Source organism: Bradyrhizobium sp. BR 1432, from assembly GCF_051547705.1.
GTDB classification, from domain to species: Bacteria; Pseudomonadota; Alphaproteobacteria; order Rhizobiales; family Xanthobacteraceae; genus Bradyrhizobium; species Bradyrhizobium zhanjiangense.
The window spans coordinates 149,658-163,190 of record NZ_JBPUGF010000003.1 but is presented as its reverse complement, the minus strand read 5'-3'; the positions used below and the strand labels follow the sequence as shown (position 1 = coordinate 163,190).

Genomic DNA, 13,533 nt, shown 5'->3' with positions numbered 1-13,533 from the left:
GAAGTCCCAAACGATCTTGGAGTTGGAATGACCGAACAGTTCTCAGTTTCAGACAGAACGGTGCTCGTGACCGGAGCCGGTGGAGGCATCGGGTCTGCCATTGTGAATGCGTTTCGGGCAGGAGGAGCGAACGTCCTTGCCACCGATGCTAACCTCGAAAACCTCGAAGACACTTTGGCAGCCTTGCCCCATGGTAACGGCACATTACCGATGGCAATGGACGTCGCACGCGAGGAAGATGTCACCAGGGTTCTCGATGAGGTTGCCAGACGCTTTGGCCGCCTCAACGTGCTGGTCAATAACGCCGGTATTAAATCCGCCCAGCCGCTCCTCAATGGCAATGCGCAGACGATTGAGCGTACGATTCAGATCAATTCGGTCGCTGTCTTGCGCTGCTCAAAACTGGCGATTGAACGCTTCATGAAGACCAAGGGCGGTCGCATCGTCAACGTTGGCTCCTCACTGTCTTCGCAGGGGGCAGTGTTCAACTACCAGGCCGGCGGCGCCGACTATTGCCTATCGAAAGCGATCGTTCACGACGTCACCAAACTGCTTGCCTATGAATGCGCGCCCCTCAAGATCAATGTGAACGCAATCGCGCCCGGAATCATCGATACGCCAATGCATGGCCGTCCGCGTGAGGAGACCGAAGCCCGGCACAGCAGCCGCATCCCGCTGGGACGCGTGGGCGTGCCGGAGGATATCGCAGGGCTTGCAGTCTTCCTCGCAAGTCCTGCAGCGTCCTACATGACCGGGCAGATCGTGCACGTGAACGGCGGGATGCTGATGAATGGCTAATACCGCTTCTGACCTCAACTGGGCGTCGATCGAAGGGATCATTTCGGATCTGGATGGCGTCGTCTATCGTGGTAACGCTGCGATCGGCGAGGCCATTCAGGCATTTAAAGAGTGGCAGGCGGCCGGATGGCCGTTCTGCTTCGTGACGAATAATTCGACGCACACTCCGGAAGAGGTCGTCCGCAAGCTGGAGAGGTTTGGGCTTATTATCGAGCCGAAAGACGTTGTCACCAGCGCCGTCACCGCCGCTGAGCTTGCTCGCACCAAATACCCGGATCTCAGGCGCGTGTTTGTCATCGGCGCGCCGTCCCTTGTTGATGCAGTGGCAGGCGCGGGGTTCGAGATAACCGATCGGAAGCCCGAAGCTGTCGTCATGGGGCTGGACCGTCAGATTACCCATGAGAAGATGCGGATTGCTGTCGATGCGATCTTGAATGGAGCAGTATTCATCGGCACCAACCCCGATCTCCTCTTGCCCACCGCAGGCGGATTTGAGCCGGGCGCAGGAGCAACGATCACCGCTGTCGCTGTGGCTACACAGGTCAAACCTTTAATCGTTGGTAAGCCCGAGCCACACATGATCGAAACCGCACTGTCCCGCCTAGGAACAGCTCGCAGCGCCACGCTGATGATCGGCGATCAGATTCCGACCGATATTCAAGCTGGTAAGCGAGCCGGTCTTCCGACCGTGTTGGTCACGACCGGCGTGCCGCCCCTCAAGGATCCATCTCTGGCGCCGCCGGATTTCGTCGTGTCCAGCTTGGCAGAAATTAAGGTGTTGCCGGCGCTGGCTCAAAGCCCCAGACAGAGGAGAGCATGATGGCCGATGTTCGCCTGGAGGGAGTGAATAAAGCCTATGGGACCATCCACGTCCTGCGTAACATCGACCTGACGATCGACCACGGCGAATTCGTCGTCTTCGTCGGGCCATCCGGATCTGGCAAATCGACGCTCCTGCGAATGATCGGCGGACTGGAGCGCATCAGTGGAGGGCGGCTGCTGATTGACAACGAGGTCGTCAACGATGTTGATGCCGCTGACCGGAACCTCGGCATGGTGTTTCAGAGCTATGCTCTTTACCCGCACATGACCGTGCGAGACAACCTTGCCTTTCCTCTGCGGATGGCGAAAGTGGCGAGGGCCGGGATCGATATCAGGGTCGCCGAGACTGCATCATTATTGCAGATCGATCATCTGTTGGATCGTAAGCCTCGACAACTCTCAGGCGGACAGCGGCAGCGCGTGGCGATCGGGCGCGCGATCGTCCGCGAGCCCAAGGTGTTCCTATTCGACGAGCCTCTGTCGAATCTGGACACGGAATTGCGGGTGCAAATGCGGGTTCAGATTGCTAAACTGCACAAGCAGCTTGGAAATACCATGATGTACGTGACCCACGACCAGGTCGAGGCCATGACGATGGCTGACAAGATCGTCGTGCTCAAGGACGGCAATATCGAGCAAGTGGGCAGCCCGCACGATCTCTATCACAATCCGGCATCTCGCTTCGTAGCCGGATTCATTGGCTCGCCCAAGATGAATTTCCTCAATGGCCACGTCGAGGCGGCGCACGAGACGGGCATGGACGTCAGGCTCGACGCGGGCGCGACGCTCTGCGTGCCCGTCCATCCGGATCAACTGCTTGTCGGCAAACCGATCACGCTCGGGATTCGGCCGGATGATTTCTCTCCATCCGCGGCGGAGAAGACCGACATCGGAATCGAGCTCGATGTCGATTTCATCGAGCATCTTGGCAGCGTCACCTACATCTATGGCAACGCCGGGAGGGAAACGGTCGTTGCCAAAGCGCCAACGGTGGAGCCGCCGAAGAGGGCTGGCAGAGTTCATCTTGCGGCTTCGCCTGCGAACTGCCACCTCTTCACGACGAACGGAAAAGCGCTGCGACGATTGCGCGCGCCTGCAAATTGGAGCTAGTCTTCGCAACCGCCCTGCAGGAGGCGGGCCGGGATGCACACGCGGGTGGACCAGGTAAAGGGCGGCGGGATCAGGCAGTTCTTCCGGAATTCCCGTTCGTTTGTGCTCGGGGCAGCAATCGGATCGGGCATGACTGCGAGAGCTGCCGAACGCGCAGGGGCGGATTTCGTGCTTGCGCTCAATGCTGGCCGCTTTCGCGCGATGGGTGGCTCTTCGCCGGCCTCAATTCTACCTATCCGCAGTTGCAACGAATTCGTGGCCGCGTTCGGCCGAACAGAGATCCTGCCCAGCACGAAATTGCCGGTATTTTTCGGAGCCTGTACCTTCGATCCGCAGCTCGATATTGACCATTGGCTCGATCGGATCATCAGGTGGGGCTTCTCCGGCGTCACCAACTTTCCATCCGTGATCCACATCGATGGATACAGGAGGTCATTGCTTGAGAAATGCGGCCTCGGCTACGCTCGGGAAATTGAGCTCCTGGTGAAGGCCGCAAGGCGCGGGCTGATGACCATTGGTTATACGCGGACCCAGGCCGAAGTAAAACAGATGGTCGAAGCTGGCACTCAGGCCATCTGCATCAACTTCAATCTCAATCGCGGCCTGGAAAGCGGATCTGATCCGTCGATTAGCCTGGCGGAGCTTGCTGCGCGTACGAGCGCTGTTGCGCGTGTCGCTCAATCCATCAACAGAAACGTGATCTGCCTGCTGGGTGGCGGACCGATAACGAAACCCGACGAATTGCTGGATATTTGTCGCGAAACTGGTGTCCAGGGGTTCATCGGCGGCTCTTCGCTCGATCGCGTCCCATTGGAAATGTCAGTCCTTGAAGTCACCTCAGGGTTCAAGACCATTCACTTGCTGCGGGAGAAGGTCGATCTCCTTGAGCGCCAGCTTCAGTTGAGCGGGTTCAAGCATGGAGTGATCGCACAGTCCTCAATCATGAAGCGCGTCCTCGAGACTGCGAAACGCTTGGCTGCCAATCCCAATCCCGTGCTCGTTTGGGGTGAGACGGGCTCAGGAAAAAGGCGCATAGCGAGCCTTGTTCATGCCTTCAGTGATCGGAAACACACCAAGCCGGCGCTGTTTCATTGCCGGCCGGGGCCAGCAATCGATACGATCGGTGCGCTGTTCGGGGCCGAGCGCAGTGAAAATAGGCGACGTCAACTGTCACTGTTGGAAAGTGCAAGCGATACTGCCGTGTTGCTGCTGCATCTGGATCAGCTGTCCCGGGACGGGCAGGAGCGTCTTGCCGATTACCTTGAGGCCGGCGCTTTCATGCCCTTAAACGGGGTATCCACTGTGCGCTCTACTGCGCGGATCATCGCAACCGCTTCCGTCGCTCGCGCCGCGAGCCTTCAAACTGTGCTATGTCCCCGTCTTCTCGCCCTGTTTGCCGGGCTCGATATTGAGTTACCCGCCTTGCCGGACCGCCTGGAGGACCTTCCGCAGCTCATTCAGCATTTCACGGTCGAGGCGAAGGGAGAACTCGAACGCCCCGACGCTCGCAATTGAAAATTCTGCGTTCTTGGTGCTCGCTGGTCACAATTGGCCCGGCAACCTTAAGGAACTACGCCAGATCGTCAACCGGCTGGTGACTCTGCAGCAGACGCATATTACCGCTGATGTCTTGAAGCCGCTATTGACCGGGTCATCACCCGTCAAGCCGACAGCTACATTCTCCGAACGCGAGTGGATCATCGAAGGCTTGAAGCGCAACAAGCTTCACCGCGGAAAGACCGCCAAGTCTCTCGGTCTTTCAAGAAAAACATTATACAACAAGATCAAGAAGCTGCGGATCCTGGAGTAGCTCCTGTCTTCACCTTTTTCGCATCGCGCCTGTCCCATCAAGGAGCGCGAACGTCGGAACTGACAAATCCTGGTCATTGAGGCCGACCAGCTTCATCTCTCGCCCAATCGACAGTTTGAGAGCCTCCTCCGGCAGATGGACGATGCCGTGGAGATGCGAGCCAAGTCTCCTCTCGGCTGCTGCGACTTCGGAACGATGACCGGCGGCGAACAAGATCTTGAATCCGAGGTGTGCAAACCATTCCATTCGCCGAAGTTCGAGCTCCTGTCCGCTGTCAACGGGCACGCCAGTGGTTGCTCGCTCAATGAGGGATGCAGGTGGAAAATTTATCAACCCGTTGATTCCAGCGTCGGCCAACAACTCGGCAACATCCTCCCAGCACGCGAAGGGATCGATCATGACTATCGCGGCGTAGACATTATCGGATGTCCTCTTGGGAAGTGTTCGCAAGTCTTGCAAAAGGCAGTCGTTCCAGTCAATGACAGGCAAGGTGGCCATGACGAGCATGGAGCCTTCTGGAAGGCGTCGCAAAGACGGCGCGTAGACTTCTACGGTCGCGCTCTGAGGTGCAGCCGACAGGTGCGTGACGAGTTTGCCGACAAGCGTCGCTTTCACCACTTCTACCCAAATCTACCCAGTTGGACGTGGCGCTGATCTTATACGCCGTGTCAGAGCGGTCTAGACAAACCTGTGTTGAGAATGTTCCGGAAGGAAGATCGGGTGTCAACTTTGGACGCACGACCGGGTTCGGGCCTCGACGGCCTCTTCAAACCCGTTCCAAGCGAGGCCTCGCTCAAGCTCGCACCGTTATTCGTGATCCTGAAGTGCCGTTCGGCGATATGAAAACTCCGACCATGGGGGCGAGCAAAGGCTTAGCTTGACAGCAACTTTGTGCCCCAGGCGAGCGCGCATAGCGGACTCGATTTGTACCTCCTCTGGCAGACCGGTTCGTCTGCCTCCTCCCTGGATTTGAGCCGCTGTTGGAGCAATCCAGCAGCGGCACCTTTTCTGTCGGCATTGTCATCGGCGCGTCAGGACAGGTCGACGCCGCGGTGCGCGTCTCAGTGGAGAGCCAACAATCTCGTCCACCGACAATGCGCGGGTGCCGATGCCATGCGCCGCGAGACGAGGGCGCAACCCTACAACAAATTTCCAGGGAGGTGCTACCCAACCTTACCCATTTGGACCTTCTGCCGTTCTTATTCGCGGTTTGAGCTCGGTTTAGACCTCTTGTTGTTAAAAACGTTCCGGGAGGAAAATCGTGTCTCACCATTGCACGGACGCCCAGGGGTCGGTCCGCGATGGTAGCCCGTCCGAACTTTCGGGCGCAGTCGCGATCGTGGCGACGCTTGATACCAAGGGGCGCGAAGTGTCTTACCTTGCGGATATTATCGCGACCTGCGGCCGCAAGACCGTTCTGATCGATGTCGGCACCTCGAGCATAGCAGGCAGGACGAAGCAAGCTGATGGCAATCGCGATCGCGTCGCTTCGCCCGCTGAGCTGTTGAAAGAGATAGCCGCAACAACGCGCGTCAATGTTCATGATCTCCAGGCATCAGGCACCATCAGCGCGATTATCGGCGTTGCCGGTGGTAAGGGGAGTGCGGCTTTCGGCGAGGTCGTATCTGACTTGCCTTATGGCTTTCCCAAGCTGCTGGTGAGTAGTGCAAGACCAGCGCTTCTCGCCGAATTGGCCGTTCATAGTGACATTATTCTCTATCCGACGCTGGTCGATCTCTGCGGCATCAACGCGTTTACTGAAAGGGTGCTTGAAAATGCCGGGCGGGCCATCGCCGCGATGCACTACAGGCGGGCAAAAGCGGGACGAAACAAGAAGATCGTCGCGATCACGGCCTTTGGTGTGACGACGCCCGCGGCAAATTTGTGCATGGCCCGCCTTGCGCAAGCCGGCGTAGACACGATCGTCTTTCCTGCCAATGGCGCTGGGGGCCGGAAAATGGAGCAGCTGATCGCGGCCGACGAATTCGACGCTGTCATCGATCTCACCACAACGGAGCTCGCTGACGAAATCGTCGGAGGGACCGCGAGCGCTGGTCCAGATCGAACTCAAGGCAGCTTCACGCCAATTGATCCCTCAAGTGATCGCGCCTGGCGCGGTCGATATGGTCAATTTTGGTCCGCCTTCGAGTGTGCCTGATCAATTTCGCGGCCGCCAATTCTACGCGCATACCCCATATACGACGCTCATGCGCACGAGCATTTCCGAGAACGAGAGCATCGGCCGCCTCACGGCCGAGCGGCTGTCGCGGGCAGAGGGGCCGGCAATCGTCCTTTGGCCAACGAAAGGTGTTTCCGATTACGACCGTGATGGCGGAATTTTTCGCAACGCCGATGCCGACCGGGCTTGGCTCGATGCGGTCAAGAACCATCTCCCGCCAAAAGTCACAATCCGCGAACTGAACTGCCACATCAACGATCCCGAATTCTCCGAGGCGGCCGCGACATGGATCCTCAAACAATTGGGACAAGGAGACTGATCGCGATGCGGATGTTTGAGCGCACCGAGATTCTTTCGAGAATTGCAAGTCAAGTCGCAGAGCAAAAAGCGGTCCTTGCCGCTGGAAGCAGCTGCGGCTTGGTTGCCAAGTGCGCCGTCCTCGGAGGCGCCGACCTGCTGGTGGTCTACAGCACCGGGCTGTCGCGACTCATGGGGCTTCCCACGAGCCGGATTGGCGATTCCAACGCGCGTACGCTTGAGCTTGCGGCGGAAATTCGCAACGTCGTCTCTTCCGTGCCGGTCATCGGTGGTGTGGAAGCCTGGGATCCGCTCCGGCTCGATCTTAATGCGCTTCTTGACAAGTTCTGGGCTGCTGGCTTCTCCGGCGTGATCAATTATCCGACCATCTCCACCATGGGCGAAAAATGGCGTGATCGCCGCGGCCGCGTCGGGCTCGGCTTCGAACGCGAGCTCGAGATGATCGCGATGGCTCGCAAGAAGAACATTTTCTCGCTGGCCTATGTGGCGAGCCCAGAAGACGCCAAAGCGATGGCAAGCATTGGTGCTGATTGCATCGTGCCCCATGTTGGTGCAACGCGCGGCGGCCTCGTGGGCCATGAAGAGGGGCAGTCAATTCAAGAAGCGATCAGGCGCATCAACGACATCAATGCCGCGGCGAGAAGCGTGCGCTCCGATGTGATCCTGCTTTGCCACGGCGGGGCAATCGCGGAACCGCAAGATACGGTCGAGGTCTATCGATCGACGCAGTGTGTCGGGTTCGTCGGCGCTTCGTCCATTGAACGAATTCCAATCGAACGGGCAGTGAAGTCGGCCGCTCAGGAGTTCAAGGCCGTCCCGCTTGCGCGAAATCACTGACGTTGATCGCAAGATATTGCAGCGGGACCGAAATGGACAAGCCAATGGGCCAAGCAACTGAGCATAAGACCGCGGTATTCCCGGGAGGAAGCGGGCCGGATCATGATTGGGAAACAGATGTTCTCGTGATCGGGAGCGGTGCGGCCGGACTGTCGGCGGCCCTCTATGCGGCAAAGGCCGGACTGCGCGTCACCGTATGCGAGAAATCCCCGCGACTTGGCGGCACGACAGCTCTGTCGAATGGCATGATCTGGGTTCCTTGTTCACCCCAGGCGCGATCCGCAAACATCGATAACTCGCTCACGAAAGCGAGGACCTACCTGAAGCATGAACTTGGCGCCTCCTATCGGGCGAGCTTTGTTGAGGCCTATCTTGAGGACGGCCCAACTGCACTCGCCGCACTTGAGAACGGAACAGAGGTCAAGTTCACGCTCTCGACTGCCCCTGACTATCATTCAAGCCAAAACGGCGGGGTCGACAAGGGCCGCGCACTGAGCCCTGCACCCTACGATGGGCGGCTTCTCGGCACTGACTTCGAGTTGTTAGGCGACCCAATTCGCGTTGTGCTCGGTGGAATGATGATCTCATCGGGCGAGGTGCGAAGCTTCCTGAACCCGTTCCAATCTTTAACTTCGCTGAAACATGTCTTGCGCCGCGTCAGCCGGTACGCGTGGGATCGCTTAAGTTACAGGCGTGGCACCGAGCTCAGCGGAGGCAACGCCCTGATCGCGCGGCTGCTCGTGAGCCTACGCAAGCGCGGCGTGGAAATCTGGCCCTCGTCTCCTCTCATAGAGCTGATCAAGGAAGAGGGGCGTGTCACCGGGGCAGTCGTCAAGCTGATCGACTCTCATATTCGCGTGCGCGCCTCGCATGGAGTGATTCTGGCAACGGGCGGCTTTGCTCGTAATGCGCAATTGAGAGCGCAGCTCAGCGGCGCCCACCAGCACAACGAGACGCTGGCCCATCCCGATGTCACGGGCGACGGTATTAAACTTGCGACCAAGCTCGGAGCTGCGATTGACAATGATGTCGCCTCAGCCGGCTTTTGGACGCCGGTGTCGGTATTGAGGAGCGGCAGCGCTGAGCAAATTGTCCCCTACGGCTGGCTCGATCGCGGCCGTCCCGGCGTCATTGCTGTGGGGCCAAATGCAAGTCGTTTCGTCGACGAGTCGAACTCGTACCATGACATTTGCCTCGCAATGTTCAAAAGCGGATATCCAACAGATAAGCGGTTCTACTTCATCTGCGACCAGGACTTCGTTCGCCTGAGAGGCATGGGACATTCACTCCCCTGGCCCTGGACCTTGAGCATCGGTAAATACGCGCGCCTCGGCTACATAAAGGTCGGCCGCACGATTGCGGAACTCGCGAAGCAGTTGGGACTGGAGGCCGGAGAGCTCCAGAAGACGATCGAGGAACACAACGCGCACGCTGCCGAAGGACGCGATCCGCTCTTCAAGCGCGGCGAATCAGCCTTTAATCGCACGCTGGGCGATCCAGCGCTGGGAACGAAAAATCCAAATCTCGGACCGATCAGAAATGGCCCTTTTGTCGCGCTGCCAATTGTTCCGGCAACGCTCGGCACGGCGACTGGATTGGCAACTGATACTTACGGAAAGGTCTTGGACCGAAATGGTTGGCCGATCTCAGGTCTGTATGCTTGCGGCAACGACATGACCTCGCCAATGCGCGGAATCTATCCCGGGGCAGGCATCACAATCGGTCCGGCCATCGTGTTCGCCTACCGCGCGGTCAACAGCATCGTACTATCAGCTCAGCTTCGGCAAAAGCCGCGGCTTCGGGGACTTGACGATCAAGTTCACCGCGCCACGCAGTGATGCTGTCGCAGAAACAGTAAGCCGAGTGCCTATCCGATCGAAGCAACGCAGCATCACAAGCATAGTGTGGCACGTCTCGGTTGTTCCATGATTGAAGCCCCGCAAGCTGGCGAGAAGTGCTACACAGCCCACTGGCGTTGATCTAGAAACCTTCCTCGGGGGCGGTTTCCAATCCGTTGTGGCGCCCGCCGGCCACACAACACGAGGCAAGTCGCGCTGCAACATATCCAGTCTTCATGACAGGTAGTGGAGCAGCTATTAAATCCCGCTCCGGTCCCTCTGGGCATGCTCTTTGCTTCGTTGAAGTCAACATCGCCGATATCCTGGGTGATGTCGGGGCGGAGTTGGCGCGGCACCTGAGGCGTTCGCGCGTCGGGCCGCCGCGCTTTCCTTTCTGAACGCCCATCGATAGGAAATTCATGAAGGTGCACGTTCGGGCTGCCGTGGCTGCGGTTGCCTTGGCCCACACTCTCGGACGCGCTATCGTCCGCGTTCATGAATTCGAAGCCTCTGTATCTCTCAGGATGAGCGTGCGCGTACGAGACGGCCTCGTTAGCGCATACGACCACGGCAGGCATTGCTATGTTACGGGCGCATTACCGAACCTGTACCACCATGGTGAGCGTTCGCATTTAGTGATCAAACCGGAAGCCTCGGGAGTGTATTGCGGCTTCGATCACGATACGTCATCTTACTTTTCTGTAAGCGTCACGGGCGTTGAAGCCTACATTTTCGACTACAAAGAAGACTTGTACTTCGCATACAGTGTCTAAGCACCCGTCCCCCGGCGAGCGCCTGCATTGGTTCGGCGCCTCGATCTCGGGTAAGGGACTTCATGTTGACATAGACCCAACAAAATCTGTGGCATCCGCTACAACCCGGCACTGCCGCGCTGTGTGTTGAGACGCTCAGCTAACACGTGAACAGGAAAATGAACTAGCGAGGAACCGACCTTCCTTTTAGCACATCGGCGGCCAACGAGTTGTGGGCGCCGGCAGGCATTGAGATCGCTTTTTGCTAAAGCAACCCTGTCGCTCCCTGGCTTTCATCTCACTGGAGCGCGGCCGGCGCAGTCTTCATTCGTGTTGCAAGGTTTAGGATCTTGACGTGGCCAAGATCGAGCACCGTAGAGGACCTGCAGGAATGCGCCCTAATTCCATGCGTACTTGATACGATATTCTCATTGGTATGTGAGGACATCATTCGCTTATGAGATGGCATGATGACCGAGCGGGGGCGGGGCTAAGCGTCACTCATGAAGGCAATGCGATGCAGTGCCGCAGCCCGTACAGAGTCCGTGAGCTCCGAAGGAAAGCTTTGCCATGACTTGGCCCAAAGTCCGGTTCGAAGGTCTCTGCGAAAGGCTTGATATCGGTGAGCCGCTATTGCTGTCGCTCTTTCGCTGGGTAGGCAACGCCGTGAGGCAGATCGTTGCGAAGCGTTGCATATTTGCAACCCGCAAAACAGTTCGGGGTAGTAGGCTGGTCGATCGGAATGACCAAAACATATTTCGTGTTTACTTCGATACGATCAGCGGGGGCGAAAAGTGTTTGATGTCTATCGCAATGGGAAGCGTGACTTGCTCGTTCTAAGCGCAGGCTCCGCGATACCGGGGGCTTACTCTGCAAAAAAGTGGCGCAAGAGCAGAAAAAGAATTCTCAAAGTAAGCGACGAGATTAGGTCAACCGTTCAGCGACAAGGCTATTACGTCCGTAGCTTGCGGGTCACGAGGAAGGGGATGATCTAGTTCGGGTCCGGTCTGGCGTTTAGCCGCTACTTGGCCAACTTGGCTCCGATGCCCAGCGTATTCCGCGAGCCATGCTTGCCGAATTTCGATAGCGTCCTCGACGCAACTTGCATACTATAATACCGGCCGCCCGCAACCTCATAACTGTTTGTCAACCGCTTTGGCGTAAATTCCGAACAGCGGCGCGGCCATGATTGTCATGGCAAGGCTAGTCCGAGTTGGCCTGTCCGTTGTACTCGCGTATAGCTGTATTTTTTCTTCATCACTTTTTTGATCATCTTCGGCACAGCAGCGCTGACCCCCTAGAGATTTGCGACGATGTCGTCAGTGCTAAGATTTCGGCCACGCCACAAAGCAAAATCTAAGACAAGTCCTTCGTGCCAGAGACTGCCTGAGATTCTAGCGAACGTCGCCGCTCTGTTGTCCCAAGTTCAAGCGCTCGAAATTCAAACAAAAGATGACATCCATCGAGCCATCCTCATTCTTGAATTCGCGAATTGCTGCATCCGATCGATCGTGGGACAGACCAAACTGAATGACATGACCAGAACAACTCTACTAGCTCAGTCGGCGAAGATCGATTTGCTCATTGCAGAGGCGCGCAGGGACGCGGCGCATTTATTTGGAGAGACTGATTTGAAATTGGGGATTGCAGATGACGGGCAACAATCGAAAGGCGTACCGTGTTCGGTTTGAACACAAGCATACCGTCAGCATCATGGGTGTCGATGGAACGTGGCGGCGCAGCTGTATTCTTGTCGACGCCTCTGCAAGCGGCGCCAAGCTTGAGGTCGAAGGCTCGACAGACCCCCTGAAAGCACAGGAATTCTTCTTGGTGCTGTCGTCCACGGGTCTGGCATTTCGACGATGCGAGCTGATTTGGGTGGACGGGTCTCACGTCGGAGTTCAATTCGTCACAGCAAAGACAAAGGGTAAGACGAACGCAGAGAAGCGTCTCGTCGGTTCACAATCAGACGGGTCGGGATTTACCCATGATCGCTCAGCAGACTGACAGGCTTATCGTCGGCTGTCGCTTCCGGATGAGCGGGCTTGGGATCGTTCAGTTCCCACACTTAGCCCACAAGACCGGGACCGTTGTTGCAATTGGCATTCGTACGAGCGGCATAACGGTGCTGTTCGACGGCGCCACAAGACCGACGGTCCTCGACCGAAACTATCTAGCTCCCCTATCGAAGTAATCGTTGCCGACGACGAAACCTTCTCCGATTTGTGCAGGTCGAGCACCCCATGAAAACACCAAAGCCCGAGCAATGGGCTGCGCAGGAGGTTCGACGGTTGGGTCACGCTGAGCAGGCAGGGCGTTGGCGCATCGACGATCGCCGCCGAATCAGGCGGCTACGCCGGATCAGTAGGGCGGATAGCGCGAACGAAGGGAATACTGTTGAAGAAATAGTGCGGTGCGACGGCTCTTCCTCCGCCGGATACATTTTCCTAGTCTTGCGTTGCACATGCAATGTTCGGCGTCGAGTTGTGATCGACGTTTGTGACGATCTAGTTTTTGGATGAAGACGCATGGGCGTCAAAGCTATGATGGTGAGGATTCTTCAGGACCAGCTGGCATTGCGCGGCGTTCATTCTTTGACGCCATCCGACTATGACGAGATCATAGAGCAGTTGATCGAACAGCTGAGAGAGCTGGAGCTCAACATGGCTGCTCGCGAGTTGGCTGGCAAGCATGAGCCGAAGTAGCCTTATGCCGGGGACTGAGACTGTGCATTCAGGATTGGCCAATCCGCCGTAGCCGAGCTGTCGGGCCTGGAATTTCCGATGACCGCCCGTCTAGAAACCAAACCCGCGGCTGATCTCCCGGATAAGCCTGATCGCGGCCTCAGTATTTCGCCCCCTGAAGAGCGCTCCATCAAGCTGAGAGAAGATGCCCATTCCAAATAGCGCGATAGCAATGCCTCTAAGCATAGTTGTGGCCTGGATTGAACGATGCTGAGCAAGTTCAACACGGCCCCAGCCGCAGGATGGGGTAAGCAGCCGGGGCCGGCATTCCCATTCCATGTGCCGCAATCGACGGTGGGCGGCACGTTCCAAGATTAGGCACAGA

The 13,533-nt window shown here is 57.5% G+C and carries 14 protein-coding genes; 13 read left to right on the top strand and 1 reads right to left on the bottom strand.

Features of this window, described 5'->3' with window-relative positions; translation table 11 throughout:
* Positions 1 to 27: 27 nt before the first annotated feature.
* From ACSKB8_RS01025 to ACSKB8_RS01005, 5 genes are read left to right on the top strand one after another with little or no spacing between them, the layout of a single operon-like run.
* Positions 28 to 798: an SDR family NAD(P)-dependent oxidoreductase gene (locus tag ACSKB8_RS01025; RefSeq protein ID WP_438101896.1), complete on the top strand. Its 771-nt coding sequence runs from the start codon at positions 28 to 30 to the stop codon at positions 796 to 798.
* A complete protein-coding gene (locus ACSKB8_RS01020) occupies positions 791 to 1,618 on the top strand; it encodes an HAD-IIA family hydrolase (RefSeq protein ID WP_438101894.1) in 828 nt (275 codons plus the stop codon). The genes ACSKB8_RS01025 and ACSKB8_RS01020 overlap by 8 nt, the downstream gene beginning before the upstream one ends.
* On the top strand, positions 1,618 to 2,730 hold the full coding sequence (locus ACSKB8_RS01015) for an ABC transporter ATP-binding protein (RefSeq protein WP_438101893.1): 1,113 nt from the start codon (positions 1,618 to 1,620) through the stop codon (positions 2,728 to 2,730). The genes ACSKB8_RS01020 and ACSKB8_RS01015 overlap by 1 nt, the downstream gene beginning before the upstream one ends.
* Positions 2,731 to 2,763: 33 nt before the next feature.
* Entirely contained in the window at positions 2,764 to 4,245 is a 1,482-nt protein-coding gene (locus ACSKB8_RS01010; RefSeq protein ID WP_438101891.1) for a phosphoenolpyruvate hydrolase family protein, read from the top strand.
* 16 nt (positions 4,246 to 4,261) lie between these two features.
* Positions 4,262 to 4,540: a helix-turn-helix domain-containing protein gene (locus tag ACSKB8_RS01005; protein ID WP_438110302.1), complete on the top strand. Its 279-nt coding sequence runs from the start codon at positions 4,262 to 4,264 to the stop codon at positions 4,538 to 4,540.
* Positions 4,541 to 4,549: 9 nt separating this feature from the next.
* Here ACSKB8_RS01005 and ACSKB8_RS01000 read toward each other — a convergent pair whose 3' ends face one another.
* The gene (locus ACSKB8_RS01000) at positions 4,550 to 5,155 is read right to left on the bottom strand and encodes a hypothetical protein (protein WP_438101890.1); all 606 of its coding nucleotides are present in this window, start codon (positions 5,153 to 5,155) and stop codon (positions 4,550 to 4,552) included.
* Between the two features lie 724 nt (positions 5,156 to 5,879).
* On the opposite strand from ACSKB8_RS01000, the gene ACSKB8_RS00995 reads away from it, so the two are divergent.
* From ACSKB8_RS00995 to ACSKB8_RS00960, 8 genes are all read left to right on the top strand, one after another.
* Positions 5,880 to 6,698 (top strand): Tm-1-like ATP-binding domain-containing protein, encoded by an 819-nt coding sequence (locus tag ACSKB8_RS00995; RefSeq protein WP_438101888.1) that lies wholly within the window; start codon positions 5,880 to 5,882, stop codon positions 6,696 to 6,698.
* Complete coding sequence (locus ACSKB8_RS00990) at positions 6,640 to 7,038, top strand: hypothetical protein (RefSeq protein WP_438101886.1); 399 nt, start codon at positions 6,640 to 6,642, stop codon at positions 7,036 to 7,038. The genes ACSKB8_RS00995 and ACSKB8_RS00990 overlap by 59 nt, the downstream gene beginning before the upstream one ends.
* Positions 7,039 to 7,043: 5 nt before the next feature.
* Positions 7,044 to 7,874, top strand: coding sequence for a phosphoenolpyruvate hydrolase family protein (locus tag ACSKB8_RS00985; RefSeq protein ID WP_438101884.1), 831 nt, complete (start codon positions 7,044 to 7,046; stop codon positions 7,872 to 7,874).
* Positions 7,875 to 7,906: 32 nt separating this feature from the next.
* Complete coding sequence (locus ACSKB8_RS00980; protein ID WP_438101882.1) at positions 7,907 to 9,712, top strand: FAD-dependent oxidoreductase; 1,806 nt, start codon at positions 7,907 to 7,909, stop codon at positions 9,710 to 9,712.
* Between the two features lie 419 nt (positions 9,713 to 10,131).
* On the top strand, positions 10,132 to 10,485 hold the full coding sequence (locus tag ACSKB8_RS00975) for a hypothetical protein (RefSeq protein ID WP_438101881.1): 354 nt from the start codon (positions 10,132 to 10,134) through the stop codon (positions 10,483 to 10,485).
* 773 nt (positions 10,486 to 11,258) lie between these two features.
* Positions 11,259 to 11,459: a hypothetical protein gene (locus ACSKB8_RS00970; RefSeq protein ID WP_438101879.1), complete on the top strand. Its 201-nt coding sequence runs from the start codon at positions 11,259 to 11,261 to the stop codon at positions 11,457 to 11,459.
* A gap of 655 nt (positions 11,460 to 12,114) precedes the next feature.
* Positions 12,115 to 12,471 (top strand): PilZ domain-containing protein, encoded by a 357-nt coding sequence (locus tag ACSKB8_RS00965; RefSeq protein ID WP_438101877.1) that lies wholly within the window; start codon positions 12,115 to 12,117, stop codon positions 12,469 to 12,471.
* Positions 12,472 to 12,992: 521 nt separating this feature from the next.
* Positions 12,993 to 13,169 (top strand): hypothetical protein, encoded by a 177-nt coding sequence (locus ACSKB8_RS00960; protein WP_438101875.1) that lies wholly within the window; start codon positions 12,993 to 12,995, stop codon positions 13,167 to 13,169.
* The last annotated feature ends 364 nt before the right edge of the window (positions 13,170 to 13,533 follow it).

What these genes read in the sequence shown, in the direction of transcription:
- ACSKB8_RS01025 (WP_438101896.1), top strand. Translation starts at nt 28, where the DNA reads ATGACCGAACAGTTCTCAGTTTCAGACAGAACGGTGCTCGTGACCGGA.
- ACSKB8_RS01020 (WP_438101894.1), top strand. Translation starts at nt 791, where the DNA reads ATGGCTAATACCGCTTCTGACCTCAACTGGGCGTCGATCGAAGGGATC.
- ACSKB8_RS01015 (WP_438101893.1), top strand. Translation starts at nt 1,618, where the DNA reads ATGGCCGATGTTCGCCTGGAGGGAGTGAATAAAGCCTATGGGACCATC.
- ACSKB8_RS01010 (WP_438101891.1), top strand. Translation starts at nt 2,764, where the DNA reads ATGCACACGCGGGTGGACCAGGTAAAGGGCGGCGGGATCAGGCAGTTC.
- ACSKB8_RS00985 (WP_438101884.1), top strand. Translation starts at nt 7,044, where the DNA reads ATGCGGATGTTTGAGCGCACCGAGATTCTTTCGAGAATTGCAAGTCAA.
- ACSKB8_RS00980 (WP_438101882.1), top strand. Translation starts at nt 7,907, where the DNA reads ATGGACAAGCCAATGGGCCAAGCAACTGAGCATAAGACCGCGGTATTC.
- ACSKB8_RS00975 (WP_438101881.1), top strand. Translation starts at nt 10,132, where the DNA reads ATGAAGGTGCACGTTCGGGCTGCCGTGGCTGCGGTTGCCTTGGCCCAC.
- ACSKB8_RS00965 (WP_438101877.1), top strand. Translation starts at nt 12,115, where the DNA reads ATGACGGGCAACAATCGAAAGGCGTACCGTGTTCGGTTTGAACACAAG.
- ACSKB8_RS00960 (WP_438101875.1), top strand. Translation starts at nt 12,993, where the DNA reads ATGGGCGTCAAAGCTATGATGGTGAGGATTCTTCAGGACCAGCTGGCA.